31 protein-coding genes and 1 riboswitch are annotated in these 25574 nt (G+C 61.3%); of the genes, 17 read left to right on the plus strand and 14 right to left on the minus strand.

From position 1 onward, the window contains the following. Window positions 1-11: 11 nt before the first annotated feature. Genes pduP through pduA form a run of 14 tightly spaced genes read right to left on the minus strand, consistent with a single transcriptional unit; the run spans window position 12 to window position 10797 of the window. Window positions 12-1400, minus strand: coding sequence for a CoA-acylating propionaldehyde dehydrogenase PduP (gene pduP / locus CWM58_RS08860; protein ID WP_100680758.1), 1389 nt, complete (start codon window positions 1398-1400; stop codon window positions 12-14). Next, window positions 1397-2413, minus strand: a complete 1017-nt coding sequence (gene pduO, locus CWM58_RS08865; protein ID WP_100680759.1) for a two-domain cob(I)yrinic acid a,c-diamide adenosyltransferase PduO — start codon at window positions 2411-2413, stop codon at window positions 1397-1399. Before pduO ends, pduP begins: the two co-directional genes overlap by 4 nt. Before the next feature lie 10 nt (window positions 2414-2423). Continuing rightward, window positions 2424-2699, minus strand: a complete 276-nt coding sequence (locus CWM58_RS08870; RefSeq protein WP_008806309.1) for a EutN/CcmL family microcompartment protein — start codon at window positions 2697-2699, stop codon at window positions 2424-2426. A gap of 3 nt (window positions 2700-2702) precedes the next feature. Next, window positions 2703-3194, minus strand: coding sequence for a microcompartment protein PduM (gene pduM / locus CWM58_RS08875; protein WP_100680760.1), 492 nt, complete (start codon window positions 3192-3194; stop codon window positions 2703-2705). After that, window positions 3191-3823 carry a phosphate propanoyltransferase gene (locus CWM58_RS08880; protein ID WP_008806307.1) on the minus strand — a complete coding sequence of 211 codons (633 nt, stop codon included), beginning with the start codon at window positions 3821-3823 and terminating at the stop codon, window positions 3191-3193. Before CWM58_RS08880 ends, pduM begins: the two co-directional genes overlap by 4 nt. Then, window positions 3823-4290: a BMC domain-containing protein gene (locus tag CWM58_RS08885; RefSeq protein ID WP_012967299.1), complete on the minus strand. Its 468-nt coding sequence runs from the start codon at window positions 4288-4290 to the stop codon at window positions 3823-3825. The genes CWM58_RS08880 and CWM58_RS08885 overlap by 1 nt, the downstream gene beginning before the upstream one ends. A gap of 21 nt (window positions 4291-4311) precedes the next feature. Next, window positions 4312-4587: a propanediol utilization microcompartment protein PduJ gene (pduJ, locus tag CWM58_RS08890; protein WP_002915806.1), complete on the minus strand. Its 276-nt coding sequence runs from the start codon at window positions 4585-4587 to the stop codon at window positions 4312-4314. Window positions 4588-4605: 18 nt separating this feature from the next. Beyond that, entirely contained in the window at window positions 4606-4956 is a 351-nt protein-coding gene (locus CWM58_RS08895; RefSeq protein ID WP_100680761.1) for a glycerol dehydratase reactivase beta/small subunit family protein, read from the minus strand. Then, on the minus strand, window positions 4946-6778 hold the full coding sequence (locus tag CWM58_RS08900; RefSeq protein ID WP_100631316.1) for a diol dehydratase reactivase subunit alpha: 1833 nt from the start codon (window positions 6776-6778) through the stop codon (window positions 4946-4948). The genes CWM58_RS08895 and CWM58_RS08900 overlap by 11 nt, the downstream gene beginning before the upstream one ends. A gap of 12 nt (window positions 6779-6790) precedes the next feature. After that, window positions 6791-7315, minus strand: coding sequence for a propanediol dehydratase small subunit PduE (gene pduE / locus CWM58_RS08905; protein WP_012540674.1), 525 nt, complete (start codon window positions 7313-7315; stop codon window positions 6791-6793). Window positions 7316-7329: 14 nt separating this feature from the next. Then, window positions 7330-8010, minus strand: coding sequence for a propanediol dehydratase medium subunit PduD (gene pduD, locus CWM58_RS08910; RefSeq protein WP_100680762.1), 681 nt, complete (start codon window positions 8008-8010; stop codon window positions 7330-7332). Between the two features lie 10 nt (window positions 8011-8020). Further along, window positions 8021-9685, minus strand: a complete 1665-nt coding sequence (pduC, locus tag CWM58_RS08915) for a propanediol dehydratase large subunit PduC (protein WP_100680763.1) — start codon at window positions 9683-9685, stop codon at window positions 8021-8023. An 18-nt stretch (window positions 9686-9703) separates the two neighbouring features. Next, window positions 9704-10516 (minus strand): propanediol utilization microcompartment protein PduB, encoded by an 813-nt coding sequence (gene pduB, locus CWM58_RS08920; protein WP_012540676.1) that lies wholly within the window; start codon window positions 10514-10516, stop codon window positions 9704-9706. After that, a complete protein-coding gene (pduA, locus tag CWM58_RS08925; protein WP_002915737.1) occupies window positions 10513-10797 on the minus strand; it encodes a propanediol utilization microcompartment protein PduA in 285 nt (94 codons plus the stop codon). The genes pduB and pduA overlap by 4 nt, the downstream gene beginning before the upstream one ends. A 524-nt stretch (window positions 10798-11321) precedes the next feature. Here pduA and pduF point away from each other — a divergent pair. From pduF to CWM58_RS09010, 17 genes are all read left to right on the plus strand, one after another. Next, entirely contained in the window at window positions 11322-12131 is an 810-nt protein-coding gene (gene pduF / locus CWM58_RS08930; protein ID WP_012967303.1) for a propanediol diffusion facilitator PduF, read from the plus strand. A gap of 202 nt (window positions 12132-12333) precedes the next feature. Beyond that, on the plus strand, window positions 12334-13245 hold the full coding sequence (pocR, locus tag CWM58_RS08935) for a transcriptional regulator PocR (protein ID WP_012967304.1): 912 nt from the start codon (window positions 12334-12336) through the stop codon (window positions 13243-13245). Between the two features lie 280 nt (window positions 13246-13525). Beyond that, window positions 13526-13704: riboswitch (cobalamin riboswitch) on the plus strand. 92 nt (window positions 13705-13796) lie between these two features. After that, window positions 13797-15173 carry a cobyrinate a,c-diamide synthase gene (locus CWM58_RS08940; protein WP_032755427.1) on the plus strand — a complete coding sequence of 459 codons (1377 nt, stop codon included), beginning with the start codon at window positions 13797-13799 and terminating at the stop codon, window positions 15171-15173. Further along, window positions 15170-16129 (plus strand): adenosylcobinamide-phosphate synthase CbiB, encoded by a 960-nt coding sequence (gene cbiB, locus CWM58_RS08945; protein WP_100680764.1) that lies wholly within the window; start codon window positions 15170-15172, stop codon window positions 16127-16129. The genes CWM58_RS08940 and cbiB overlap by 4 nt, the downstream gene beginning before the upstream one ends. Window positions 16130-16139: 10 nt before the next feature. Continuing rightward, window positions 16140-16775, plus strand: a complete 636-nt coding sequence (locus CWM58_RS08950; RefSeq protein ID WP_061153447.1) for a cobalt-precorrin-8 methylmutase — start codon at window positions 16140-16142, stop codon at window positions 16773-16775. Continuing rightward, window positions 16772-17911, plus strand: a complete 1140-nt coding sequence (cbiD, locus tag CWM58_RS08955; protein WP_100680765.1) for a cobalt-precorrin-5B (C(1))-methyltransferase CbiD — start codon at window positions 16772-16774, stop codon at window positions 17909-17911. The genes CWM58_RS08950 and cbiD overlap by 4 nt, the downstream gene beginning before the upstream one ends. Beyond that, window positions 17905-18510 (plus strand): cobalt-precorrin-7 (C(5))-methyltransferase, encoded by a 606-nt coding sequence (locus CWM58_RS08960; RefSeq protein WP_016161751.1) that lies wholly within the window; start codon window positions 17905-17907, stop codon window positions 18508-18510. Before cbiD ends, CWM58_RS08960 begins: the two co-directional genes overlap by 7 nt. After that, window positions 18500-19069 carry a decarboxylating cobalt-precorrin-6B (C(15))-methyltransferase gene (locus CWM58_RS08965; RefSeq protein WP_016161750.1) on the plus strand — a complete coding sequence of 190 codons (570 nt, stop codon included), beginning with the start codon at window positions 18500-18502 and terminating at the stop codon, window positions 19067-19069. The genes CWM58_RS08960 and CWM58_RS08965 overlap by 11 nt, the downstream gene beginning before the upstream one ends. Further along, window positions 19062-19835, plus strand: a complete 774-nt coding sequence (locus CWM58_RS08970) for a cobalt-precorrin-4 methyltransferase (protein WP_004149602.1) — start codon at window positions 19062-19064, stop codon at window positions 19833-19835. Before CWM58_RS08965 ends, CWM58_RS08970 begins: the two co-directional genes overlap by 8 nt. After that, entirely contained in the window at window positions 19816-20871 is a 1056-nt protein-coding gene (gene cbiG / locus CWM58_RS08975) for a cobalt-precorrin 5A hydrolase (protein ID WP_100680766.1), read from the plus strand. The genes CWM58_RS08970 and cbiG overlap by 20 nt, the downstream gene beginning before the upstream one ends. After that, window positions 20871-21596 (plus strand): precorrin-3B C(17)-methyltransferase, encoded by a 726-nt coding sequence (locus CWM58_RS08980; protein ID WP_025713317.1) that lies wholly within the window; start codon window positions 20871-20873, stop codon window positions 21594-21596. Before cbiG ends, CWM58_RS08980 begins: the two co-directional genes overlap by 1 nt. Next, window positions 21593-22378 carry a cobalt-precorrin-6A reductase gene (locus CWM58_RS08985; protein ID WP_008806289.1) on the plus strand — a complete coding sequence of 262 codons (786 nt, stop codon included), beginning with the start codon at window positions 21593-21595 and terminating at the stop codon, window positions 22376-22378. Before CWM58_RS08980 ends, CWM58_RS08985 begins: the two co-directional genes overlap by 4 nt. Before the next feature lie 10 nt (window positions 22379-22388). Beyond that, on the plus strand, window positions 22389-23183 hold the full coding sequence (cbiK, locus tag CWM58_RS08990) for a sirohydrochlorin cobaltochelatase (RefSeq protein ID WP_100680767.1): 795 nt from the start codon (window positions 22389-22391) through the stop codon (window positions 23181-23183). Next, window positions 23180-23893: a cobalt-factor II C(20)-methyltransferase gene (locus CWM58_RS08995; protein WP_100680768.1), complete on the plus strand. Its 714-nt coding sequence runs from the start codon at window positions 23180-23182 to the stop codon at window positions 23891-23893. Before cbiK ends, CWM58_RS08995 begins: the two co-directional genes overlap by 4 nt. Then, window positions 23890-24627, plus strand: a complete 738-nt coding sequence (cbiM, locus tag CWM58_RS09000; RefSeq protein WP_061153455.1) for a cobalt ECF transporter S component CbiM — start codon at window positions 23890-23892, stop codon at window positions 24625-24627. The genes CWM58_RS08995 and cbiM overlap by 4 nt, the downstream gene beginning before the upstream one ends. Window position 24628: 1 nt before the next feature. Further along, window positions 24629-24910, plus strand: a complete 282-nt coding sequence (locus tag CWM58_RS09005) for an energy-coupling factor ABC transporter substrate-binding protein (protein WP_012967312.1) — start codon at window positions 24629-24631, stop codon at window positions 24908-24910. Further along, window positions 24897-25574, plus strand: a complete 678-nt coding sequence (locus CWM58_RS09010) for an energy-coupling factor ABC transporter transmembrane protein (protein WP_023323211.1) — start codon at window positions 24897-24899, stop codon at window positions 25572-25574. The genes CWM58_RS09005 and CWM58_RS09010 overlap by 14 nt, the downstream gene beginning before the upstream one ends.

Below are 25574 nucleotides of genomic sequence, written 5' to 3' on the forward strand. Positions count from 1 at the left end.
GGCGCCCCCGGCTAGCGAATGGAAAAACCGTTGGTCAACACGCAGCGCCGCAGGCGGGCGAACGTCCGCGCGGAGGTGGTGCCTTCTCCGGTTGGCGTGGCGATGGTGAAGGTGGTAAACCCTTCGCCGCCGACGCCGATACCCGCGTAAGACGGACCATTTTTGACAAAAATGGAGGTCTGCAGCGTGCGTGCCGCCAGATTGAGCCGCGAGACATTCTGCGAGTGCATAATGGCGGTGTGGTGCAGACCCTCCTCAACGCGCAGGGCCAGCGCCAGGGCGCTATCAAAATCGGCGACCCGGACGATCGGCAGCACCGGCATCAGTTGCTCGCAGGTCACCCAGGCGTCGTTCGCCTGCACCTCGGCTATCAGCAGGCGAGGGGGGCGGGAAGGGACGGCGAGACCGGCGGCCGCCAGCAGCGCAGCCGGGCTCTTACCAACCAGTTTTTTATTCGCCGCGCCGTCGGGCAGGCAGACGGCTCGCAGGGTATCGGTCTCCTGCGGGCTCAACAGCAGCGCGTCAAAATCCTGCATCTGCTGGATCAGGCGGTCAGCGACGGAGGCGACGACGATCATGCTTTTTTCGGCGATACAGGGCAGGTTGTAATCGAAGGCGGCGCCGCTGATGATATCTTCGGCGGCTTTGACGAGATCGGCCGTTTCATCAACGATGCACGGTGGATTGCCAGCGCCAGCGCCGATCACTTTTTTACCGCTTTTCATCCCCATCGCCACAATGCCAGGGCCGCCGGTGATAGCCAGAACGGCGATCTGCGGGTGGGCCATCATCTGTTGGGTGGCCTCAAAGGTCGGCTCGGCGACGGTTACCACCAGGTTACGGATCCCGCTGCAGCGGTAGGCGATCTCTTCGATCCTGGCAATAAGCTTTAACGAGACCTTTTTCGCGCCGGGATGAGGGCTGAAATAGACGCTGTTGCCCGCCGCCAGCATACTGATACTGTTATTGATAATGGTTTCTGTTGGATTGGTGCTGGGCGCCACGGCGCCAATGACGCCAAACGGCGAGTACTCAAACAGCACCATCCCGCCATCGCCGGTTAGGGCGCTGGTGGTGAGATCCTCAATGCCCGGCGTGTTTTCAAGCGCGGCTTTATTTTTCAGATATTTATCTTCTTTGTTGCCCATGCCGGTCTCCGTGGCGCTCTCCTCAGCCAGCGTCGCCAGCTCGGGGGCCAGCGTCTCCCGCAGGGCGCTGATAATGGCGCTGCGGGTTTTTAGCGGACACTGCTGATAGCGCAGAAAAGCCTGATGGGCGGCGCCGATGGCGCTGCCGACGTCGCGAAAAATGCCCTGCTCTTGCTGAGGGACAGGAGGCGTCGGCGCGAGCTTTTCGTTGAGAATGGTGCGGATAAGGGTTTCCAGTTCTGCTGTATTCATTGATGTGTTCTCACGTTAATGGCCGCCATGGCAGCCTGTGCAATAGCCATATCCTGCTCGACGCTGCCGCCGCTAATCCCGAGGCCGGCTATTAGCTGGCCATCGCGCCACAGCGGATATCCGCCGCCAAAGGTGACGACTTTGCCCTGCAGATGGCTCTCCAGACCGTACAGCGCAGCGCCTGGCTGTACGGTCGTCGCGAGCTCGTGGGTGGCGGTTTTCATGGCGACGGCGGTCCAGGCTTTTTTTGGCGCCAGCTCGCTGCTGACCAGCAGCGCATCGGGCATTCGCCAGGTCACGGTTTCGGTACCGTGTGCGTCAACGATGCTGACCACCACCGGCACCTGCAGCTGGCGGGCGTGTTCGATAGCCTGACGGGTAAGCTGATGCAGCTCGTGAAAGGAGAGTGCCCCGGCCTGGGCTTTGGGCGCGTCGGGCGAAGGCGACCCGCTGGCGGCCAGGTAGCGGGCCGCGATCTCCGCGACGAGCCGGCGCTGATGATCGGCATGATCCTCGCCGCGCGCTAGGGCATACAGGCAGTCAGATAAGCGGTTCAGATAACGCAGCAGTATCTGACGGAGAGTGACCTCTGCCGCCAGCTCGACCAGCCGACGCTCCGCCCGACGGGCAACGGTGCGGGCCAGGTGCAGACGACTGGCGGCTTCGCACCGCCCGGGCAACACAAACTGGTGCAGTGCCGGCACGCGGGCCATCTCGCGATCGATGGTCTGCTCCAGCAGGGCAATCTCTTCGCTGCTGATATAGCGCTTACCCGGTGATGGCTGTTCGCTGTCGCTGGCGAGCTCCGCGCTGAACCAGAAAATATGTTGCTGCAGGGCTTCGAGCAGGACGCGATGTTCCTCTTCAGCGACGGCGCAGACGCACAGGCTCAGCACCGCGTTCAGTTCATCCAGGGTGCCGTAGGCTTCGACGCGCGGATGCGTCTTGCTGACCCGCTGGCCGGTAAAGAGTGATGTACTGCCGGCATCGCCGGTTCGGGTATAGATAGCCACAGGCGCCCCCTTAGCGTGAAAGTGAGTCAACAATGCCCACAACGGCAAGATCGATGGCCTCATTCGGGCCGCTAAAGACGTGGCGTGCGCTCGAGCCGCTGCAGAGCAGCACCAGCTCGCCGACGCCAGCGCCAACCGAATCTACCGCCACTTCATCGCCGCTCGCGGGCGGAAATGGATGTTCGTCGTCTGTGCTTACCCGGCGCACCAGCAGCAGTTTTTTGCCGTTCAGAGAGGGCGATTTTTGCGTCGAGACGACGGCGCCGGTCACGCGTGCCAGATGCATAGTTCACTCCTGCTTAATCAATTGAACATGCCGCGCGACGGCCGCTTCGCGGGCGAGGGCGGTGATAATGGGGTGGCGGCGCAGCACCAGATAACCTCCGTGGAGGCGGGCCACGTCGGCGTAGGTGAGCACCGACGCGGCGTGAAGTCTGACGGGCTGGCCAAGCGGGTCGCTGAACGTCAGCGGCAAGCGGGCGAGTTTTTTTACCGCCAGCGCGGGGAGCAGGGCGGGAAGCAGCGTTAGCTGTACCCGAACGCCCCAGGCCATCGCCTCATGCAGTGCGCAACCGGCGGCCGCCAGCGCGCGCTGGCCGATAAGCTGTTCCAGCAGCGGTAAATCCACCTGCACGATGCGCAGTGAAGCGTGCTGGCACAGCAGGCTGCGGATATCCGCTTCGCCGAGCTGGGCCACGCTGAGCGTGGCCGTACTCAGGGCGCGACGGCGCAGGCGGGCGGCGACCTCCTCGACGATACGCTGCAGCATCGCGTGGTTCATGGCTTCGTCACCAGCGTAGCCCAGGCCTGCGCAGCGTCAGCGCCTGCCGCATTGGCTTCGTCAGTATCGATGTGCATCTCAAGACGCATATCCGGGGCTACGCGGACCGCTACATTGTCGAAGATAAGCCGCCTGTCGCTGCCTTCGATCGCCACCGCGACGCTATCGCCATGGGCGACACGCAGGATCAGGGCATCAAGCGGGGACATATGAATATGTCGTTGGGCGACGATCGTCCCGCTGCTCAGCTCCAGTTCGGCAAAGGGGCTTATCAGGCGGATCCCCGGCGTGTCCTGCAGATTGCCGGACATGCGCAGCGGCGCGGCGATACCGAGAGTCCGGGCGTCGGTGCGTGAGATTTCCACCTGGCTGGTCTGGCGCAAAGGGCCGAGCAGGCGCACGTTGTTTAATCGTCCTTTGGGGCCAACCAGGGTCACCGTCTGCTCTGCAGCATACTGTCCGGGCTGCAGCAGCGCTTTTTTCGGCTGGATGGGCTGAGCGGGAAAAAGCCTGGCATAGTCAGCTGCCGCTAAATGGATATGGCGACTGGAGATACCGATTGGGATGGGACGCTGGCGCATCTCATCCAGCACTTTGTTGACTGTTGAAGCCAGCTGTTGTTTATCCATTACGCGTCACCTCGTTTACCGGCGTGCAGGCACTGCGAGCGAGGTTCGCCTTTTTGCCGTGGACAGTGCGGGTCCAGGCACAGGTTGCAGGTCACCTGCTCCGCAGGGCGGGGGAGGGTGTCTGCGGGATCTCTGCGCTCATCCATTACGGTGGCGTTCTCCTCTTCCAGAGCAGCGTCAGGCGCTGGTGAAGGCGCTTCGACGCGGGCTGGCAGCAGGCCTGCGCCGGGCCTGGCGATAACCTTCTGCGCCACCAGCCCCTGCTGCCGGTCGGCGAGTTCGGCCCCGGTCATCACCGCCGCCTGGACAGAGGCCACATCACCGGCGATCTTCACCACCATCCAGCCGGAGCCGTTGGTCTTTTCCAGGGCGAGCAGCGTGATGGCGGCCGCTTTCGCCATGGCGTCGGCGCAGGTGATGGCCAGGGCCAGGCCGCTGACCTCAAGTAATCCCAGTGATTGCTTCACGCAGTGCTCCTTCTTTCCAGGTCAGACGGATTTCGGCAGAATGGCCTCAACATCGCTGTGCGGGCGTGGGATCACATGGCTGGACTTGACCTCGCCGACCACGCTGGCTGCCGCGCTCCCGGCGTCAACGGCGGCTTTGACCGCGCCGACGTCTCCGCGGACCATCACGGTAATCAGCCCGGAGCCGATTTTTTCGTAGCCAATTAACTGCACGTTGGCGGATTTCACCATTGCATCAGCGGCTTCAATGGCGCCAACCAGGCCTTTCGTTTCAACCAGTCCTAGTGCGTTATTCATACTGTGTTCTCCTGTGGATTAAGCATTGCGATCCCGAAATGGGATCCCTTTGACGAGACGAGCCGCATTGTTGCCAGTGTTTCGCCGGGCCAGCCTGTCCTGGTGATACCTCAGCGAAAACAGCGGGGCTGATGCGGGTAAATTTTTGTAGTGCACGATGAGCCGTTCCCGGTCGCAGGCGATGCCCACCAGCAGCGGCGAACGCTGCGCCGCCTGCCAGGCGTGATGGACAAGATCGCCGCCGGTCCGCGGTTGCAGAACGAAAGGAATGCCTTCCTCTTCAATGCCCAGCAGGACATCGCGCCACTGTTCGCTGCATTCGTCAGTGACCGCAATGACGATGGCCGGGACGACGAGGCTACTCTCCATGCGTACCTCCTTTTTGCCAGGCAAGGAGTAATCCGCTGGCGACCGCATTGCGCGGGCCTTCACTGCCGCGGATGTTGCCGCGCCCGGCAACCAGCCGGTAATGCGCCAGCGCGTCGGTGACCAGCTGGGGGATCTCGAAATCGAGGGACGAGCCACCCACCAGCACCACGAACGGGATGTCGCGAATGTTGCCGGTAGGGCTCACCTGGCGTAACGCCCGCAGGGCGTTGGTGACAAAGACGCGTGATTTGGCGCTACGACGAATGGCGCGTACCTTTTCCAGCGGCAGATCGCCGGGCAGGGGAACCAGTTCATCCGGTTTCACCACGCAGACGCGGGCAAATACCGCCGGTGGTAAGGCCGACGGAAAAAACTGGACGCTGCCGTCTTCATGACGCAGATGAAACAGACTTTCGACTTTCGCCAGTGGATATTTTTTGATCTCTTCCGCCAGGTAGCGGTCCTCAAGCCCCAGCTCGCGAGCGATGATCATCGTGACCATATCGCCGGCGCCGGCCAGGTGAGTGGCGCTGATCTCTCCTTGCGCATTGATAATGGAAGCGTCGGTCGACCCAGCGCCCAGATCGAGGATCGCCAGCGGGCGCGTGGTGCCGGGAGTGGTGAGCGCCCCGAGAATAGCCGCTTCCGCCTCGGCGCCACCCACCTGAACGGCGATCTGCAGCTTGTGTTCAATTTCACGCGCAATGAGGGCCATCTGCAGGCGATCCGACTTGACCATCGAGGCGATACCCACCGCCTGCTCCAGCGAGAACTCTCCCGCCAGGCCGCCGGTCACGCTGACCGGCACCGCCGTATCAACGGCCAGCAGATCCTGAATACGAATCTCCTGAGCTGGCTTATTGGTGAGCTCTGCCATGGTCTGGCGCACGTGCTCAAGCATGCCGCCGATATTTGTGCCCGCTTCTCCCGCGACGTTGTCCAGTTTGCCGCAGCCGTCAACCGCCTTCATGATGGCTTCCGCCCCGGCGGCCACATCAACCTGTACGCTGCGCCCCTGAGCGATGAGCAGCAGATTCCCCGCCGGAATAGTGCGGGCCTTGACGTCGCCGGAGGGGGTTTTCACCACTACGGCCGAACGATTGCCAATCAGCGCCCGCGCCATTGGCACGATATTTTTGGTCTCTTCGGCGTTGAGATCGAAAACGGTGGCAATACCGTAGGGGTTGGAGAGCGTTTCGATGATCTTGCCGGGTAAAGCGACCTCGACCGCCGCCAGCATGCCAAGTGGAATACGGTCGATATGGTGAACTTCATCGATCACCGGCAGCGGTTGCTGTAGCCGGTTATTAACCAGCACGCCGTCATCCTGCTGCAAGATAATGCCGGTTATCTGATAGCCCGCCGCCGTTGCCGCATTGACCATCGCGGCGACATCGGCAAAGTCAAAGGCCGAGGAGACCACCAGAATATAGGGGGACTCCGCGGAGCAGGACAGCAACGCCTCCGGTGTGATGGTGATACCGACCCCTAGTCCGACGCCGCCGGGTGTCTTCGGGTTGTGGCCGATCATCGTGGACTCGGTGATGATGGTTTCCGTAATGGTCTCCATCGCCACATCGCCAATGACCGGCGTAGCTTCGTTAATGCGAATAAGCGAGATATCGCTGACCTGAATGCCTGCCGCTTTTGCCGCCTGTGTTAGCGCCTCCTGAATACCGAACACATTACGTAATGTGCCTTTAATACCGGTGGTTTCAGCCAGCGCGCTGTGGCGGATGTTCAGCACACCTGCGTCATCGACCGTCGCCAGGGCGACCTCTGTCGATGAGTTGCCAATATCAATGCCAGCGATATAGCGCATGCTTGCCCCCTGTTAATCGTCGCCTTTCAGTTTCTTACGCTCGACGTACAGCCCGGCCGCTTCCCGAACAAAGGCGGCACAGAGCCGGGCCTGGTAGCGATGCTCCAGGTCGTCAGCGATCGCCAGTAGCTCCGCCTGGGTGGAACGGTATGGGCGCAGGGCGTTGTAGATCTCAAGGATCCGGTCGTCGGGAACCGCGGTGAGCTCGGCGGCCCGCTCAAAGTTCATCGCCAGCCGATCGCGTCCGGCATCCTGAGCGATCGCCGCCTGCATGCGCAGCGTTTCCGGGGTGATGCGCATGTCCTGCGCCGTAACGCGATCGCTTAATACGTTCTCCAGCGTCAGGTCATCGAGCGTTTTATTGGTAGCGGTTTTGACCCACTCCGGATGGCGGGTGGCTAACGGGTAGTCGCTGACTTTAGGCTGGCGAGCGGTGTCGTTTGTCGGGGCGGCTGGCGCGGGCGTTGCCCCGTCCTGTAGGCTGTTCATCCGGCTCAGCACGTCGCGTACCATGGATTCAATTGCGTCAGTATTCATCGGGATATCCTTTGTTAAAGCGCCACGCGCAGTTCCTGCGGGTTTTTGCCGGTCACTACGTATTTGGTCTCTTTAATGTGCAAAATGGCCGACTTCGCCTGGTATTTGGGACGAGCCATCTGATCGTTGAGCGTCGGCACCGGCTGCGGCGACTCGCGTTTGGCGTAGCGCGCGGCGTTTTTGCCAATCTGGCGGTAGGTTTCCAGGGTCAGCAGCGGCGCCTGCGGGAAGAGTTCCAGATTGGAAAGCGGCGGCAGGCCCCGCTGGTGGATGACGGTGGTGCCTTTCGACTGAATACCGATCGAGATGCCGGAGCCGCTCAGGCGGTTGCCTTCCACCGCCACGAAGGCGACGTCAGAAGATTTAAAGCAGCGGATCACCCGGGCTTTGATGCCTTCTTCCTCAATGCCGGCGATCACTTCGCGCAGGATATTTTTATGCGGAATGCCGACGATATTGGCGGTTTGCGCCAGGCCAAAGGCGGGCCCGACGGCAATGATGACTTCATCCTGCTGTGTACCGGGTGTGGCTTCGCCGATTTCCGTCAGGAAGCTGTCGCTGGACACAGGCGCAACAGCGGCCGACGCGACAGAAGCGGCAGGCGCGCTAAAGGAGACCGGCTTATCTGCGCCTGATTTCATCTCCACCAGCACCTCTTCGATAATCTGGCGCAGCAGCGTTTCGTTAATTTCCATTTTTCACCCCTTAGCCAAGTTCATTGGGATCGAGCGCGCCCGGGATATTTTTAATCTCTTCCCAGCGCTCGCCTTGCAGGCGGTAGCCTGTTGCCGGACCGGCATAATCGTTCACGTCATTCACGGCCGAGAGCACCTGGCCTTCGCCGACGATGATGGCGGAGGTGTGCAGGTAGTCGCCGGTGAGCTTGGCTTTCTGAATATTGAGCATGTCCTGGGCGACATCGGGGAAGCCGCCTTTCGCCAGGGCTTTCACCACCTCCAGGCCGTTGCGGTTCTTGTTGATGATCTCCTGGGCAAACTTGATGTCCTCAACGATGTTGCGCTCAGGCATATCTTTTGAACCGTGGGCGTAAGTGGCGGCCTCCACCTCTTCATCCGTAATTGGCGGCAAACCCATGCCGGCAAATACCGCTTGCAGCGCGCGGGCGGCTTTATTACGAATGGCGATCACGTCCTCTTCACGCACCGGCCGCAGGCCGCCATCGACCTTCAGATCGCGCTGGATCACGTTGTAGTCGTCGAAGTCTTCGGCATCTTCGTTGGAACCGGCGAACATGTTGTCGTAGTTCGGCACCGCCGAGTAACCGGAGGAGATAAAGTCGGTGCCTGGCAGGAACTGCATCAGCAGGCGCGCGGTACGCCGCATATCCGAGTGGGTAAAGGTTTGATCGTTACTTGAGGCGCACTCCAGATCCAGCGCTGAGCAAATCAGGTTTTCCGCCAGTACGGCGCGGATACCCGACGGTACGGCGGACGGCACGCCGATACAGCTGACGGAGCCATTCTGCAGGCCTTGCACCCCGGAGGCTTTGGTGATGTAGATGCAGCGCGCTTCGAGATACAGCATCGATTTGCCTTCGGCATAACCCATCTGCACTTCAGAGCCGGAGCCGGAGGTAAAGCGCATTTTCAGGCCGCGCGAGGCGTAGGAGGAGGCGAGGAAGCCTTTCGACCATGGGGTGTCATCGCCATCGGTAAACACCGGTTCCGTACCGTAGACCGAAATGGTTTCGGCATAGCAGGTATGGCCCAGCATGCCCAGTTTCAGCTCGGTGGCTTCTTCCAGGGAACACTGGGTGAGGACGCCGGGGCGGCCCACCTGTGAACCGACCAGCAGGGCGATGGCGTTGAACGGCGCGTAGCGCGCCACGGCGACGGTGGTCTCCTGCTCGTCAAAGCCGCGCCATGCGCCTTCAGCGGCGTCGGCGGCAATCTGTACCGGGTTATCTTTGATATTGGTGACATGCGCCTGCTGGGATGGCGTGCGGCGGGCGCGCATTTTTTGCATCGCCATCATCATCTCGACCACGTTCATATGCGACACCACTTCGACGATTTTCGCCGGGGTCATCGCGGTAGTGAGCGGCACGATGTCGCTGCGTTTAACGTTCGGGTCGCAGAGCATATTGGCGAGCTTGACCGAATCCATGGCCATCACTTCTTCGGCACGTGCCAGATTAATACCGTAGCGCGCGATAAAGTGGTCAATCAGGTCGAACTGGTCAACCGGTTTGCCGTCGAGTTCGGTCACCGCGCCGTTGACGATGCGGATAGAGGGTTTGGGATCGTTAGGGCTTTCCATCGCGATAAAGCCCTCTTCAATCCACTCCTTAACGAAACCATCCTGATTCACAGGGCGTTTCGCCAGTGCTTCAAATCTTTTCGATCTCATGAATCAGCCTCGCGGGTATTAAATGTAGGAGGGGCGATCGTTTTTCGGTTCGGCGCCCAGCGTCCCCAGTACGGTTTTGCCGATCTCCCGGGCGGAGATCACCGCCTGGCGCACCGCGCCAGAGTCGCCGGAAATCACCAGGATAGCTTCGTTGCTGAAGCTGGTGCCGTGGGCCGGTGAGCTGTAAGCCACCACGTCGACGTTGGCTGATTTCAGCGCGGTATCGGCCATCAGCACACCAACGGACGCCGGCGCGCCGACGATAATGCCGCAGGCGCGGCCGAGCGGAGCGCCGAAGGCTTTTTCCAGGGCATAGCTGGCGCGCGCGGTATACTGCAGCTCGATATGACCCGCCTCGTTGCCGTAGACATCGCCGAAAGTACGGTCCAGCTCTTTCAGCGCGACCTCAATCCCGCGTTTGACGTCGGAAACATCGTTCCCGCCCAGCACAATCAGTGAGCCATGGCCTGCGCCGCCTTTGGTGTCGCGAGGAAGCTCAATGCTGACCACTTCGGTGTTGGTGGCTTTGACCGCTTCATCGGCGGCCATAATGTGCGGCCCGGCGCCGGTGCGCGCACCGAGGATGCCGATAGAGCGATAGCGTTTTTCAAGCTTCATGGCTTCCAGCAATGCGGCATCCACGTTGGCGATGACCAGCCCGAGGGTGTCGCCAATGGCGGTCCCGACAAATTCCGTTAAGCTGCAGCTTTTCTCTGCCATAGCCGTCTCTCCTGTGGGATGGGGGGTATCGGGAAGCGCCTGCTGCTCTGGCGTCGCCACACGGGCTATGACTTGCGCCATGATCTGTTCAACCAGCTCATTGCTGCTCATTGGCTATTCCCCTTCGGTAAGATTTTTTCAACATCGGTATGGGGGCGGGGAATGACGTGTACGGCTTTCACCTCGCCCACGTGGCGGGCTGCGGCGGCACCGGCGTCGGTGGCGGCTTTTACGGCTCCCACGTCGCCACGCACGATGACGGTCACCAGGCCTGAACCGATCCTTTCATAGCCAACTAATAAAACATTGGCCGACTTAACCATTGCGTCAGCGGCCTCTATGGCTGCGGTTAAGCCTTTGGTTTCTACCATTCCTAATGCTTCTTGTTGCATAAAGACCTCGCAGGGTATGTTCCAGTGAGGGAACTATATGGCGGGGCGGCGAAAAAGAATGGCTGAGTTGATGGTGTAGAACGAAAAAATAGTGGTTTTTATATAATAATAAATAGTCATGATTTATTTTATATTGTTGTTTTTATTGGTTTTTATTTTACTTATTAATGTGATTATCTTGCGGATGCTGTTCCGTATTTACATTTTTTGGCGTGATTTTTTAAATTGTTTTTGCTATGCGATATTTTGCGTGGTGTGATATTTGTTGGAAAATAAGCACTGCGCTTTTGCAATTTTTTATTATTGAGTTGGAAATAAAAATATCCCCTGAACGCCCGCCATTGCTGCATGGATTCGCGAGCAAATAGCAATAAATTGCTCTTCTTCAGCGACTTTACGCCGCCCGTTTTCCGCAGGATGCCAACACTTTGCTGCCGCCGGTTTCTATAGTGGGCCTCGCCGTACCCAACGAGCCAGCGGATGGTTGGCTGGCCTGGACACGAACTACGTCAAGAGGTGTCACAATGAATGGTTCTTTACGTGCGCAATGTATCGCCGAGTTTTTAGGCACCGGGCTATTTCTGTTTTTTGGTATCTGCTGCCTGAGTGCTCTGAAGCTGGCTGGCGCCAGCCTGGGGCTGTGGGAGATCTGTATTATCTGGGGACTGGGTATTTCTCTGGCGGTGTACCTGACGGCCGGCATTTCGGGGGGGCATCTGAACCCCGCCGTCACCGTCGCCCTGTGGCTGTTTGCCTGCTTCCCGGGCAGAAAAGTGTTGCCCTATATCGTGGCCCAGGTCGCCGGCGCGTTTGGCGGCGCCGTGTTGGCCTGGATACTTTACAGCACCCTGTTTACGCAATTTGAAACGGTACATCATATGGTGCGTGGCAGCCTGGAAAGCCTGCAGCTGGCCAGTATCTTCAGTACCTACCCGGCGCCTGAGCTCAGCATCTGGCATGCGGCGCTGGTGGAGGTGGTGATCACCTCGATGTTGATGGGGATGATCATGGCGCTCACCGATGATGGCAATGGCGTACCCAAGGGCCCGCTGGCGCCGCTGTTGATTGGCATTCTGGTAGCGGTGATCGGCGCCTCGACCGGGCCGCTTACCGGTTTTGCGATGAACCCGGCGCGCGATTTTGGCCCGAAACTATTTGCCTGGCTCGCCGGGTGGGGCGACATCGCGATGACTGGCGGAAGGGATATTCCCTATTTTATCGTGCCCATCATCGCGCCATTGCTGGGCGCCTGCCTCGGCGCCGCAATTTATCGTTTTCTCATCGCTAATAATCTTCCCTGTCATACCTGCGTTGAGGAGAAAAATACGCGTTAGCATCCAGTGAAAAATGTATTACTGAAATAGCAAAACTATTTCATGAACCGATATCACGAACCGCTCAAAAAGTCTCCCCGGGGTGGGAGACTTTTGTTATTGTCAATGCACTTTTTTATCGTCGACGGGATCTGATGCTAAAAAAGGGAAATATGAATAATATGTTTTATTTATAACAAAAAATTAACTGAGGGGTTTTATCATGATTTCTGCGAGTACCCTGAACTCAGAACTCATCAATAAAATCGCACAGGATTTTGCGCAAGCCACCAGTCTGGCGGTTGTGGTCGTCAATATTCACGGTGATGAGATTTCTGAACTGTTTAATTTCACGCCGTTTTGCCAACTCATGCGTCAGCACCCGGAGCACAGCGGACGCTGTCGCATGAGCGACCGCTGCGGCGGGCTGGAAGCCTCGAAAAATGACCAGCTGTGTATCTACCGCTGTCACGCGGGGTTAACTGATTTTTCCATCCCGCTGGTGATCGCCGGCCACCTCGTTGGCTTCGTGCTGTGCGGCCAGGTGCGTCTGAGCAATGATATTGAACTGGTTGATATTCTGAACGTGGATGACCGCTGGCAGGACGATCCGGCGCTGGTCCAGGCGTTTCGCGATGTGCCTGAGATGGACTATTCGCGGGTTATCGCTTCGGCGGATCTGCTGAAGCTGATCGTCGAGAATTGCCTGAAAAAACAGCTCAACTTTGTGGTTATCAAAGATAACCCGCCGCAGAACGACCCGGCGCAGGCCTGCCGGGCGGCCTCGCCGCACGATGGCAAAATGAAGAAGGCGCTGCGCTATATCGACGCGCATCTCTCCGATGAGCTGCGTCTGGAGGACGTGGCGGCGCACGTCTATCTCAGCCCGTACTACTTCAGCAAACTGTTTAAAAAGTATCAGGGGATCGGCTTTAACGCCTGGGTCAATCAGCAGCGGATGGCGAGCGCAAAAGAGCTGCTATGCCACAGCGACTGGAGCATTGCCAGCATCGCGCGGAATTTAGGTTTTTCGCAAACCAGCTATTTTTGCAAAGTGTTTCGCCAGACCTATCAGGTAACGCCGCAGGCATTTCGTCAGCAAATTAATGCCGGATCACAAACTGAGTCTTTTTAAATGACAATATTTTGCTATTGCCGATTTTTGATATCCCGGAGTATCTTCATCATTATAAAATGAAAAAAACGACAGTAGAGCAATAAATTGTCATAGCGCAACAAAATAGTGATATTCGAGGGATAAACTACACCAGTTTTTATTTTTGTGATGGGATAGAGTGTCCGTTAATACGAGACTGATGAATATCACAACACCGCTTCACCTCGCGGACGTCATTTTGCAGGCGATGAGGCGGTAAAAGTAAGCGTGAAACATTAACCGCGGATGCATGGCGCATCGGCGAATACAACCGACAGGTTCGACACCAGTTTGGTGTCAGGGAAGGGGGTGTAAATCCCCCGCAGCCCCCGCTGCTGTGATGCTGACGACCCCGCAAAAACCACTGATCGTAAGATTGGGAAGGGCGGGCGAGAACGAGGCTAAGCCAGAAGACCTGCCTGCCGGTAACTGACCAACAACTTCGGTGGGAAGTGGGTGGCTTAGCGGTGCGTGGTCGCAGGACCAGGCATGCGCGCAGCTATACCCCGACCACCTGAACAGGACAGGGTATGGCAACCAGGCGTGCGTTTATTCTTGCGGGTACCGGCAGCGGTTGTGGCAAAACCACCGTTACGCTTGGCCTGCTCAGCTTGCTCCAACAGCGCGGTTTGCGGGTGCAACCGTGTAAAGTGGGGCCAGACTACCTGGACACCGCCTGGCACACCGCCATCAGCGGCATCGCCTCCCGCAATCTCGACAGCTTTATGCTTCCCGCCCCGATACTCAACGCGCTGTTTGCCGAACAACTGCAGCAGGCCGACATCGCGGTTATCGAAGGGGTGATGGGCCTGTATGACGGCTACGGCATCGACCCCAACTACTGCAGCAGCGCGGCCATGGCCAAACAGCTTGGCTGCCCGGTGATTTTGCTGGTGGATGGCAAAGCGGTGTCGACTTCCGTCGCCGCCACGGTGATGGGCTTTCAACACTTTGATCCGGCCCTCAACATCGCTGGCGTTATCGTCAATCGGGTTAACAGCGACGCGCACTTCCAGCTGCTGAAAAGCGCCATTGAGCGCTACTGTCAGGTGCCAGTGCTCGGCTATGTGCCGCGCGTGGAAGGCGTGGCGCTGCCCGAACGGCATCTGGGGCTGGTGACCGCCCGCGAGTCGGTGGTCAATCAGCAGGCATGGCGGGATTTTGCCAGCCTGCTGGGGCGCACCCTCGACATAGACCGGCTACTGGCCCTCAGCGAACTGGCCGCCATGCCGGCCGGCGAGTGGGGGGAACAGCTTGCCGCCGACGCCGGCGAAGGACTGACGCTGGCCCTCGCCGACGATGAGGCCTTCAATTTTTATTACCCCGATAACCTGGCGCTGCTGGCGCGCTGCGGCGTGAAGATGGTGCGCTTTAGCCCGCTGCGCGATCGCCAGCTGCCGGCCTGCCAGATGATCTGGCTCGGCGGCGGCTACCCGGAGCTGCATGCGGCCGGGCTGTCCGCCAACCATGAGATGCTGGCGCAGCTTCGCGCGGCGCACCGGCGCGGGGTGGCGATCTACGCCGAGTGCGGCGGCCTGATGTATCTGGGCACGACCCTGGAAGTCACCGGCGGCGAGCGCTACGCCATGGCGGATATTATTCCTGGACACAGCCGAATGGGGACGCGTCTGACCCGGTTCGGCTACTGCGAAGCGCAGGCGCAGCAGCAGACGCTGCTGGCCGCTCCTGGCGAGTGGCTGCGCGGCCATGAATTTCATTACTCCGATTTTTCGCCCGCCACCCCTGCCGTACTGGCCTGCCGTAAACAGCGAGACGGTAAGACGCTCCAGCAGTGGCCGGGAGGATGGCAGTCTGGCAGCGCCTTTGCCAGCTATCTCCATGTCCACTTTGCCCAGCGCCCCACCATGCTCAACCACTGGCTGCGAGCGGCAAGGAGGGCGCAATGACTCTTCTCGCCTGGTGTGTGGCCTGGATACTTGATGTGCTCATTGGCGATCCGCCGCACTGGCCGCATCCGGTGCGCTGGATAGGTCGCCTGATCACCGTCAGCCAGCGTGTAGTGCGGCGCGTCTGCCATAGCGACCGGGCGCTGCGTATTGGCGGCGGGGTGATGTGGCTGGTGGTGACCGGCCTGACGTGGGGCGTGGCCTGGGGCGCACTGGCGCTGGCGCGTGAGATCCACCCCTGGCTGGGATGGCTGGTGGAAGTGTGGATGATCTTCACCGCGCTGGCGGGGCGCTGTCTGGCGCAGTCGGCGATGGCGGTGGCCCGGCCGCTGCAGGCCGGGGATCTCGCCGAAAGCCGGCATAAGCTCTCCTGGATTGTCGGGCGCGACACCTCTCAGCTCCAGCCAGCGCAGATCAACCGTGCGGTGGTGGAGACCGTGGCGGAAAACACGGTGGATGGCATTATCGCGCCGCTCTTTTTCCTGCTGCTGGGCGGCGCGCCGCTGGCCATGGCCTATAAAGCGGTCAACACCCTCGATTCCATGGTCGGCTATAAACACGAAAAATACCGGGCGATCGGCATGGTCAGCGCCCGTCTTGATGATGTGGCCAACTTCCTTCCCGCCCGGCTGAGCTGGCTGCTGCTCAGCCTTGCCGCAGTGCTATGCCGGGAAGATGGCGCCCGGGCGCTGCGTACGGGCTGGCGCGATCGTTATCAGCACAGCAGTCCTAACTGCGCCTGGCCGGAAGCGACCGTCGCCGGCGCGCTGGGGGTCCGCCTTGGCGGCCCGAACGATTACTTCGGCCAGCGCGTTGAAAAGCCCTGGATAGGCGACGCCGTCCGCGACATCGCGGTGGACGATATTTCCCGAACCATTCGATTAATGTGGGTGGCGTCAAGCCTGGCGCTGGCGCTATTTATCGGCGTGCGCTACTGGCTGGTCGGCGCGGCCTGAGGAGAACCTGATGCAGTACATCCAACAACCGCAGGCGATCGAGGCGAAAAGCTTCGACATCATCAGCGATATCATCGCTGAAACGCGACCGGACTACCGTTTCGCCAGCCCGCTGCACGAGGCGATTATCAAGCGGGTTATCCACACCACCGCTGACTTCGACTGGCTGGATATTCTGTGGTTTTCTCCGGATGCCCTGATCGCGCTGAGTGAGGCCTTGAGCCGGCCCTGCACGCTGTATACCGATACCACCATGGCGCTGTCCGGGATCAACAAAACCCTGCTGGCCCGCTTTGGCGGCGAATGCCGCTGCTATATCAGCGACCCGCGGGTGGTGCGCGAGGCGCAAAGCCGGGGGATGACCCGCTCGATGGCGGCGGTGGATATTGCGGTGCAGGAGCCCGGGGAGAAAGTGTTCGTCTTCGGCAATGCGCCAACCGCGCTGTTTCGCCTGCTGGAACATCGCGAGACCGCCATCGGCGGCGTGGTGGGGGTGCCGGTCGGGTTCGTCGGCGCCGCGGAGTCGAAAGCGGCGCTCAGCGAGAGCGGCCTGCCGGCCATCGCCGCGCTCGGCCGCAAAGGGGGAAGCAACGTGGCGGCAGCGATTGTGAACGCTCTGCTTTACCACCTGCGGGAGGCGCAATGAGCGATCAGACCTTTGACGCCCCGGTGTGGCATCACGGCAAAGCGCTGCGCAAGGGCTACACCACCGGCTCCTGCGCCACAGCGGCGGCAAAAGTGGCGGCGCTGATGGTGATGCGCCAGCATCTGATTCATCAGGTCTCGATCGTCACCCCCTCCGGCGTCACCCTGTGCCTGAACGTTGAGTCCCCGCACGTCGAAGGGCAGCAGGCGGTCGCCGCGATCCGTAAAGACGGCGGCGATGATGTCGACGCCACCCACGGCATGCTGATTTTTGCCCGGGTCACCCTCAATGACAGCGGAGAGATTAGCCTGCAGGGCGGGGAGGGTATCGGCACGGTGACCCGCAAAGGGATCGGCCTGCCGACAGGCAGCCCGGCGATAAACCGCACTCCGCGGCACACCATCGAGACCGCCGTGCGCGAAGCGATAGGTCCTACCCGCGGCGCGCAGGTGGAGATTTTTGCCCCGGAAGGCGCGCTTCGCGCGCAAAAAACCTATAACGCCCGGCTGGGGATCCTCGGCGGCATCTCGATTATCGGCACCACGGGGATCGTTACCCCGATGTCGGAAGAGAGCTGGAAGCGCTCGCTCTCCCTCGAGCTGGAGATAAAACGCGCCGCCGGGCTGGAGCGCGTGGTGCTGGTGCCGGGCAACCACGGCGAGCGCTTTGTCCGCGAGCAGATGGGCATCGACCCGCAGGTGGTGGTCACCATGAGCAACTTCGTCGGCTACATGATTGAAGAGGCGGTCCGGCTCGGTTTCCGCCAGATTGTGCTCATCGGCCACCCCGGCAAACTGATCAAAATCGCCGCCGGGATCTTTCATACCCACAGCCATATCGCCGATGCGCGGATGGAAACCCTCGTCGCCCATCTGGCGCTGCTTGGCGCGCCGTTGCCGCTGCTGACGCTGGTCAGCGAGTGCGACACCACCGAAGCGGCAATGGAGCATATCGACGCCTGGGGATACCAGCGCCTCTATAACCATCTGGCTGAGCGTATCTGCCAGCGCGTTCTTGAGATGCTGCGCTTCACTCAGCACCCGCCCACCTGCGACGCGGTTCTGTTTTCTTTTGATAACCAGGTGCTGGGCAGCAGCCGTCCGCTGGCGGCGATTGCCCGGGAGCTGACATGTTGACGGTCGTGGGAATGGGCCCGGCGGGGCTGCAGTGGCTGGCCCCGGCCGCGCGCGAGGCAATCGCCGCCGCCGAGGCGCTGGTGGGCGGCAGCCGCCACCTCCGGCAGTTTCCCGCCTTCGCCGGCGAGCGCTTTGCGCTGGGGGCTGATATTCCGGCGCTGCTGGCGTGGATCGAGGCCCGCGCCGGGCGCCGCGTCGTGGTGCTGGCCTCCGGCGATCCGCTGTTCTATGGCATTGGCACCCGGCTGATTGCCCATTTTGGCCGGGAACGGGTGCAGGTGATCCCTGGCATCAGCGCGGTGCAGTACCTCTGCGCCCGGGCGGGCATCGACATGAACGACATGTGGCTGACCAGCAGCCATGGCCGGGAGTTGAGCGTCGATGCGCTGGCCGCCCACCGGAAAGTCGCCATGGTGACCGACGGCCGCTGCGGGCCGCGGGAGATTGCCGCCCAACTGACGGCCCGCGGCAAAGGCCACCGCTGGATGGTGATCGGCGAAAATCTGGCGATGGAAAACGAGCGGATCCACTGGCTGCCGGTCAGCGCCGTGGAGGACGAATATGAGATGAATGCGGTGGTGATCCTCGATGAAAGATGAGCTGTTTTTGCGCGGCGCCCAGGTGCCGATGACCAAAGAGGCCGTGCGCGCGCTGGCGCTGGCGAAGCTGGAGCTGCACCGGGCGCGCCACCTGATTGATATCGGCGCGGGCACCGGCAGCGTCAGCATTGAGGCCGCCCTGCAGAACCCGGCGCTGCGGGTGACGGCGATTGAGCGTCAGGCCGACGCGCTGCGCCTGCTGGCGGAGAACCGGCAGCGCTTTGGCTGCGACAACATCGCTATCGTGGCGGGCGTTGCGCCGCTGGCGGTCGCCGACAAAGCCGACGCGATCTTTATGGGGGGCAGCGGCGGCCACCTGACGGCGCTGATCGACTGGTCGCTGGCGCAGCTGCATCCCGGCGGCCGGCTGGTGATGACTTTTATTTTGCAGGAAAACCTTCATAGCGCCCTGGGGCACCTGCAGCAGTGCGGCATCCACGAGGTGGACTGCCAGCAGCTGGCGGTCTCCACCCTGGCTACCCTGGGCAGCGGCCACTATTTCAAACCCCATAATCCCGTTTTTGTCATCGCCTGTCAGAAGGAAGAAAACCATGGCTGAGACTTTTGATCCCCATTGCGTGTGGTTCGTCGGCGCCGGTCCGGGCGATCGTGAACTGATTACTCTCAAAGGCTACCGTCTGCTGCAGCAGGCGCAGGTGGTGATCTACGCCGGGTCGCTGATCAACACCGAGCTGCTGGCCTACTGTCCGCCACAGGCGGAGTGCCACGACAGCGCCGCGCTGCATCTGGAGCAGATCCTCGACCTGATGGAGGCGGGGGTGAAGGCGGGAAAAACGGTGGTGCGTCTGCAGACGGGCGACGTCTCGCTGTATGGCTCGGTGCGCGAGCAGGGCGAAGAGTTGACCCGCCGCGGGATCCGCTGGCAGGTGGTGCCGGGCGTCAGCGCTTTCCTCGGCGCGGCGGCGGAGCTGGGGGTGGAGTATACGGTGCCCGAAGTCTCGCAGAGTCTGATTATTACCCGTCTGGAAGGGCGCACGCCGGTTCCCGCGCGCGAACAGCTGGAGGCCTTTGCCAGCCATCAAACCTCGATGGCGATTTACCTGTCGGTGCAACGTATTCACCGGGTGGCGGAGCGGCTGGTGGAGGGCGGCTACCCCGCGACCACCCCGGTCGCGGTGATTTACAAGGCCACCTGGCCGGAAAGCCAGACCGTCCGCGGTACCCTCGCGGACATCGGCGACAAAGTACGCGACGCCGGGATCCGCAAAACGGCGCTGATCCTGGTCGGCCCCTTCCTCGGCGATGAGTATCACTACTCAAAACTGTACGCAGCGGATTTTAGCCATGAATACCGTAAAGCCTGAATCCATTGCCCTGTTTTGCCTGACGCCCGGCGGCGTGCGGTTGGCAAAACGGCTGGCGGCCATGCTGCCGCTCACCTGCTACACCAGCGAAGCGCTGCAGGAAGAGGGGTTTATCCCCTTCAATGGCGGCTTTGCCAGCGCAGCCCGCGAGGCATTCAGCAGCTTCTCGGCGTTGATTTTTATCGGCGCCACCGGGATTGCCGTGCGGGTGCTGGCCCCGCTGGTGAATGACAAGTTCAGCGACCCGGCGGTGGTGGTGATTGATGAGCGCGCCCGGCACGTCATCAGCCTGCTCTCCGGCCATGCCGGGGGGGCGAATGCGCTGACCCGCTATCTGGCCGGGATGCTTGATGCTGATCCGGTGATCACCACAGCGACTGACGTTAACGAGCTGGCCGCCCTCGACACGCTGGCCTTCCAGCTGAACGCCCGGATGACCGATTTTCGCGCGGCGGTGAAAACCGTCAATCAGATGCTGGTGAGCGGCAAGCGGGTGGGGCTGTGGTGCGACGGCGAATTCACCGAGGCGCTAAGCCGGTGCGACCAACGCGGCTTTATCCCGGTAAGCGACCTGGCGCGCTTGCCGGCGCTCGACGCGCTGATCTGCGTCACCCTGCGCCGGTCGCTGCCGCCGCTGCCGGTACCTCACTGGAAGCTGGTGCCCCAGCGGGTGGTGGCGGGGATCGGCTGTCGGCGCGACACCCCCTGTTCCTTGCTCTGTACGCTGCTGGATCGCCAGCTTGCCGCTCAGCGTCTTGACCCGCTGGCGCTGAAAGCGATTGGCAGCGTGAGCCTGAAGGCAAACGAGCCGGGGTTGCGCCAGTTGGCTCACCGCTGCCGGGTGCCGTTCGAAACCTTCAGCGCCGAGGCGCTGCGCGAGCACGAGCACCGCTTTCCGGCCTCGTCTTTTGTCCGGGAGACGGTCGGCGTCGGCAGCGTCTCCGGCCCGGTGGCCTGGCTGCTGAGTCAGGGAAACCTGTCCGGCGAAACCCTGCGCGAGCAGGGCGTGACCATTACTTTGGGAGTAACACACTGATGTTAAGCGTAATCGGAATTGGCCCTGGCTCGCAGGCGATGATGACCATGGAAGCCGTGGAGGCCCTGCAGGCGGCAGAGATTGTGGTGGGCTACAAGACTTACACCCACCTGGTAAAAGCCTTTACCGGCGACAAGCAGGTGATCAAAACCGGCATGTGCAAAGAGATTGAACGCTGCCAGGCGGCCATCGAGCTGGCGCAGGCCGGGCACAACGTTGCGCTTATCAGCAGCGGCGACGCCGGCATCTATGGCATGGCGGGGCTGGTGCTGGAGCTGGTCAATAAGCAGCAGCTGGACATTGAGGTCCGTCTGATCCCAGGGATGACGGCCAGTATCGCCGCCGCCTCGCTGCTCGGCGCGCCGCTGATGCATGATTTCTGCCATATCAGCCTCAGCGATCTGCTGACGCCGTGGCCGGTGATTGAAAAACGCATTGTCGCCGCAGGGGAAGCAGACTTCGTTATCTGTTTTTACAACCCCCGCAGCCGCGGCCGCGAAGGGCATCTGGCGCGCGCCTTTGCGCTGCTGGCGGCCAGCAAAAGCCCGGACACGCCGGTCGGCGTAGTCAAATCCGCCGGGCGCAAAAAGCAGGAGAAATGGCTGACCACCCTCGGAGAGATGGATTTTGCCCCGGTGGATATGACCAGTCTGGTCATCGTCGGCAACAAAGCGACTTACATCGACAACGGTCTGATGATCACCCCGCGAGGCTACGCGCTGTGAACCACGGCGACGTGCTGGTTATCGGGGGCACCAGCGATGCGCGGGCGATCTGCCAGCAGCTGGACGCCGCTGGCGTGCGCTACACCCTGTCGGTGGCGACCCCCACCGGCGAGCGGCTGGCCGGCGATATCCGCGGGCGGATACGCTGCGGGCGCATGGAGTGGCAGCAGATGGCTGAGTGGCTGAGGGCGCAGCGCACCCGCTGGGTGATCGATGCCTCTCACCCCTACGCCGAGGTGGTCAGCCAGAATATTGTGCGCGCCTGCGCCAGCGTCGGGGTCCTGCTCAGCCGCTATCAAAGGCCGGAGCAGCTGAGCGATCTGCGCCATCCGCTACTTCACGTGGTCGGCGATCTGAACGAGGCCTGCGCGCTGGCCCGTCGCCTCGGGGAGCGGATCCTGCTGACCACCGGCAGCAAAGATCTGGCGGCCTGGCGGGCGGGACTGGCGGAGAAAACGCTGCTCGCCCGGGTGCTGCCGGTGCCGGAGGTGGTTCAGCACTGTAGCGATCTGGGGTTTGGCGTCGGGGAAATCTTTGCCCTCTGCGGGCCGTTCAGCGCCGAATTTAACGCCGCCTTTTATCGCCAGTGCCGGGCTGATGTTGTGGTCACGAAAGCCTCGGGCGCGGAAGGGGGCTATCAGGAAAAAGTACAACCCTGTCTTGATGCGGGGATCCCCTGCATCGTCATTACCCGCCCGGCGCCGCTGGTGAAGGGCGATGAATTACTGGAAAGCCAGGCCGATTTCGCTACGCGGCTGACGCGCTGGCTGTCGGCGACTTGAGGAACAGGATATGAAAAAAGCACTTCTGGTGGTGAGCTTCGGCACCAGCTATCACGACACCCGCGAGAAGAACATTACCGCCTGCGAGCGCGATCTGGCCGCCAGCTGTCCGGATCGCACGCTGTTCCGCGCCTTCACCTCGGGGATGATTATTCGCAAACTGCGGCAGCGCGACGGTATCCATATCGATACCCCGCTGCAGGCCCTGCAAAAGCTGGCTGAGCAGGGGTATCAGGATGTGGCGATCCAGTCCCTGCACATTATCAACGGCGACGAGTACGAGAAGATCGTTCGCGAAGTGCAGAGCCTGCGCCCGCACTTTCAGCGTCTGACGCTGGGCGTGCCGCTGCTGAGTGGGCATAGCGATTATGTTCAGCTGATGCAGGCCCTGCGCCAGCAGATGCCGCCGCTGGCGGCGACGGAGCGAGTGGTGTTTATGGGGCACGGCGCCAGCCACCACGCTTTCGCGGCCTACGCTTGTCTGGATCATATGATGGCGGTGCAGGGTTTTCCGGCGCGGGTCGGGGCGGTGGAAAGCTATCCCGAAGTGGACATCGTCATTAACGAACTCTCCCGCCAGGGCGTGACCGGCGTGCATCTGATGCCCCTGATGCTGGTGGCCGGCGATCATGCCATTAATGATATGGCCTCCGACGAAGACGATTCGTGGAAAACCCGCTTCAATGCCGCCGGCATCCCCGCCACGCCGTGGCTGAACGGGTTAGGGGAGAATCCGGCGGTGCGGGCGATGTTTGTTGCCCATCTGCAGCAGGCGCTGAACGACGCAATGGAGAAAGCAGCATGAGCGGCAAACTATACGCCCTGAGCACCGGGCCGGGGGCGGCCGATCTGATCACCGTGCGTGCGGCGCGGATCCTCGGCCAGCTGGATGTGCTGTATGCGCCAGCCGGCCGCAAAGGCGGCGACAGCCTGGCCCTCTCCATCGTGCGCGAGTACCTTGGCGCACACACGGAGGTCCGCTGCTGCCATTTTCCAATGAGCGCCGACAGCGCGGAAAAAGAGGCGGTGTGGAATGACGTCGCCGCGGCACTGACCCAGGAGGTGGCGGCGGGCAGGCAGGTCGGGTTTATCACCCTCGGCGACGCCATGTTGTTCAGCACCTGGGTCTTTCTGCTGCAGCGGATTGGCTGCCCGGACTGGCTGGAGATTGTCCCTGGCGTTACCTCCTTCGCCGCCATTGCCGCGCGGGCGAAAACCCCGCTGGCTATGGAGCAGCAGTCGCTGGCGGTGATCTCCTGTACCGCGCCGGAAGCGGACATTGCCGCGGCGCTGCGCCAGCATGACAGTCTGGTGCTGATGAAAGTCTACGGCCGCTTCGCCCGCATTAAGGCGCTGCTGGCGCAGGCGGGGCTGCTGGATGCGGCGCTGATGATGTCAGAGGCCACCCTGCCGGGCGAACAGTGCTGGCGCCGTCTGCGTGAGGTCAGCGATGACCAGCCGCTGCCCTATTTCTCGACCATCCTGGTTAACAAACAGTGGGAGGACGCACAATGAATCAGGTGAAATCGCTGAAGCAGCTTTCGTACGGGGGGCTGGCGGCGGCTGTTCTGCTGATCATCGTCCCGCAGGAGGCGTTCGCCATGCATATCATGGAGGGCTTTTTGCCGCCGATGTGGGCGCTGGCGTGGTGGCTGCTGTTTTTACCCTGCCTGTGGTACGGCCTGGTGCGCCTGCGGCGTATCGTCCAGGAGGAGAGCAATCAGAAGGTGCTGCTGGCCCTCTGCGGGGCGTTTATTTTTGTTCTTTCGGCGCTGAAGATCCCGTCGGTGACCGGCAGTTGCTCGCACCCGACCGGCGTTGGTCTGGCGGTGATCCTCTTCGGGCCTGGCGTGGTGGCGGTGCTGGGGGCGATCGTTCTGCTGTTCCAGGCGCTGCTGCTGGCGCATGGCGGCCTGACCACCCTTGGCGCCAACGGGATGTCGATGGCGGTGATCGGCCCGATGGTCGGCTATCTGGTGTGGAAGCTGGCCTGCCGGGCGGGGATCCGTCGCGATGTCGGGGTCTTTCTCTGCGCGATGCTGGCGGATCTGATGACCTACTTTGTCACCTCCGTCCAGCTCGGCGTGGCTTTTCCCGATCCGGCCACCGGGGCAGGTGGATCGATCGTCAAGTTTATGGGGATCTTCTGCCTGACGCAGATCCCGATCGCCATCGCGGAAGGATTGCTCACCGTGATGATCTACGATCAACTGACCAAACGGCGACTGATCGCCGCGGAGGGACATTAATATGAAAAAGACGCTGATCCTGTTAGCGATGGTAGTTGCCCTGATGATCCTGCCATTTTTTATTAACCACGGCGGTGAGTTTGGCGGCTCGGACGGTGAAGCGGAGAGCCAGATCCAGGTGGTGGCGCCAGATTATCAACCCTGGTTCCAGCCGCTGTACGAACCGGCGAGTGGTGAAATTGAGAGTCTGCTGTTTACCCTGCAGGGCTCGCTGGGCGCGGCGGTGATTTTTTACATTCTCGGGTATGCGAGGGGCAGACAGCGCCGTGATGACCGGGTTTGACCGACTCAGCTACCAGAGCCGCTGGTTGCACGTGGCGCCAGAGCGGAAGTTTCTGCTCTGGCTGCTGCTGATGGTGCTGGCCTTTACGCTGCCGGCGTGGGGCCAGGCGCTGACGCTGGCGCTGACCGCCGCGCTGACCTGCTGGCTGCTGCGGGTCTCATTCTGGCGCTGGTGCCGGTGGATGGCGCTGCCCTTTGGCTTTTTGCTGGTCGGCGTGCTGACCATTCTGTTCAGCATCAGCCGCGACCCGCAGATGCTGTTAGCGAGCTTTCGGCTGGGCGCTTTCTCGATAGGGATTTCCGCCCAGGGGCTGGCCGTGGCCGGGGAGACCTTCTGGCGCAGCCTGGCGGCGATGGCGGCCACGCTCTGGCTGGTGCTTAATCTGCCTTTCCCGCAGCTGATTATCTTACTCAAACGCGGTCGCGTACCGCGACTGTTGACGGAGCAGATCCTGCTGACCTGGCGCTTCATTTTTATTCTGTTAGACGAGGCGATGGCGATTCACCGCGCGCAAACTTTGCGTTTTGGCTATGGTAGCGTGCCGCAGGGCTATCGCTCGCTGGCGATGCTGGTGGGACTGCTGTTCACCCGCGTCCTCCTGCGCTATCAGCAGATGAGCACGGCGCTGGATATCAAATTGTACCAGGGTGATTTTCACCTCTAA

It is taken from the genome of Klebsiella sp. H-Nf2, assembly GCF_002806645.1.
Classification (GTDB): Bacteria; Pseudomonadota; Gammaproteobacteria; order Enterobacterales; family Enterobacteriaceae; genus Klebsiella; species Klebsiella variicola.

What these genes read in the sequence shown, in the direction of transcription:
- pduP (WP_100680758.1), bottom strand. Translation starts at nt 1,400, where the DNA reads ATGAATACAGCAGAACTGGAAACCCTTATCCGCACCATTCTCAACGAA.
- CWM58_RS08870 (WP_008806309.1), bottom strand. Translation starts at nt 2,699, where the DNA reads ATGCATCTGGCACGCGTGACCGGCGCCGTCGTCTCGACGCAAAAATCG.
- pduM (WP_100680760.1), bottom strand. Translation starts at nt 3,194, where the DNA reads ATGAACCACGCGATGCTGCAGCGTATCGTCGAGGAGGTCGCCGCCCGC.
- CWM58_RS08880 (WP_008806307.1), bottom strand. Translation starts at nt 3,823, where the DNA reads ATGGATAAACAACAGCTGGCTTCAACAGTCAACAAAGTGCTGGATGAG.
- pduJ (WP_002915806.1), bottom strand. Translation starts at nt 4,587, where the DNA reads ATGAATAACGCACTAGGACTGGTTGAAACGAAAGGCCTGGTTGGCGCC.
- CWM58_RS08895 (WP_100680761.1), bottom strand. Translation starts at nt 4,956, where the DNA reads ATGGAGAGTAGCCTCGTCGTCCCGGCCATCGTCATTGCGGTCACTGAC.
- CWM58_RS08900 (WP_100631316.1), bottom strand. Translation starts at nt 6,778, where the DNA reads ATGCGCTATATCGCTGGCATTGATATTGGCAACTCATCGACAGAGGTC.
- pduE (WP_012540674.1), bottom strand. Translation starts at nt 7,315, where the DNA reads ATGAATACTGACGCAATTGAATCCATGGTACGCGACGTGCTGAGCCGG.
- pduD (WP_100680762.1), bottom strand. Translation starts at nt 8,010, where the DNA reads ATGGAAATTAACGAAACGCTGCTGCGCCAGATTATCGAAGAGGTGCTG.
- pduC (WP_100680763.1), bottom strand. Translation starts at nt 9,685, where the DNA reads ATGAGATCGAAAAGATTTGAAGCACTGGCGAAACGCCCTGTGAATCAG.
- pduB (WP_012540676.1), bottom strand. Translation starts at nt 10,516, where the DNA reads ATGAGCAGCAATGAGCTGGTTGAACAGATCATGGCGCAAGTCATAGCC.
- pduA (WP_002915737.1), bottom strand. Translation starts at nt 10,797, where the DNA reads ATGCAACAAGAAGCATTAGGAATGGTAGAAACCAAAGGCTTAACCGCA.
- pduF (WP_012967303.1), top strand. Translation starts at nt 11,322, where the DNA reads ATGAATGGTTCTTTACGTGCGCAATGTATCGCCGAGTTTTTAGGCACC.
- pocR (WP_012967304.1), top strand. Translation starts at nt 12,334, where the DNA reads ATGATTTCTGCGAGTACCCTGAACTCAGAACTCATCAATAAAATCGCA.
- CWM58_RS08940 (WP_032755427.1), top strand. Translation starts at nt 13,797, where the DNA reads ATGGCAACCAGGCGTGCGTTTATTCTTGCGGGTACCGGCAGCGGTTGT.
- cbiB (WP_100680764.1), top strand. Translation starts at nt 15,170, where the DNA reads ATGACTCTTCTCGCCTGGTGTGTGGCCTGGATACTTGATGTGCTCATT.
- CWM58_RS08950 (WP_061153447.1), top strand. Translation starts at nt 16,140, where the DNA reads ATGCAGTACATCCAACAACCGCAGGCGATCGAGGCGAAAAGCTTCGAC.
- cbiD (WP_100680765.1), top strand. Translation starts at nt 16,772, where the DNA reads ATGAGCGATCAGACCTTTGACGCCCCGGTGTGGCATCACGGCAAAGCG.
- CWM58_RS08960 (WP_016161751.1), top strand. Translation starts at nt 17,905, where the DNA reads ATGTTGACGGTCGTGGGAATGGGCCCGGCGGGGCTGCAGTGGCTGGCC.
- CWM58_RS08965 (WP_016161750.1), top strand. Translation starts at nt 18,500, where the DNA reads ATGAAAGATGAGCTGTTTTTGCGCGGCGCCCAGGTGCCGATGACCAAA.
- CWM58_RS08970 (WP_004149602.1), top strand. Translation starts at nt 19,062, where the DNA reads ATGGCTGAGACTTTTGATCCCCATTGCGTGTGGTTCGTCGGCGCCGGT.
- cbiG (WP_100680766.1), top strand. Translation starts at nt 19,816, where the DNA reads ATGAATACCGTAAAGCCTGAATCCATTGCCCTGTTTTGCCTGACGCCC.
- CWM58_RS08980 (WP_025713317.1), top strand. Translation starts at nt 20,871, where the DNA reads ATGTTAAGCGTAATCGGAATTGGCCCTGGCTCGCAGGCGATGATGACC.
- cbiK (WP_100680767.1), top strand. Translation starts at nt 22,389, where the DNA reads ATGAAAAAAGCACTTCTGGTGGTGAGCTTCGGCACCAGCTATCACGAC.
- CWM58_RS08995 (WP_100680768.1), top strand. Translation starts at nt 23,180, where the DNA reads ATGAGCGGCAAACTATACGCCCTGAGCACCGGGCCGGGGGCGGCCGAT.
- cbiM (WP_061153455.1), top strand. Translation starts at nt 23,890, where the DNA reads ATGAATCAGGTGAAATCGCTGAAGCAGCTTTCGTACGGGGGGCTGGCG.
- CWM58_RS09005 (WP_012967312.1), top strand. Translation starts at nt 24,629, where the DNA reads ATGAAAAAGACGCTGATCCTGTTAGCGATGGTAGTTGCCCTGATGATC.
- CWM58_RS09010 (WP_023323211.1), top strand. Translation starts at nt 24,897, where the DNA reads ATGACCGGGTTTGACCGACTCAGCTACCAGAGCCGCTGGTTGCACGTG.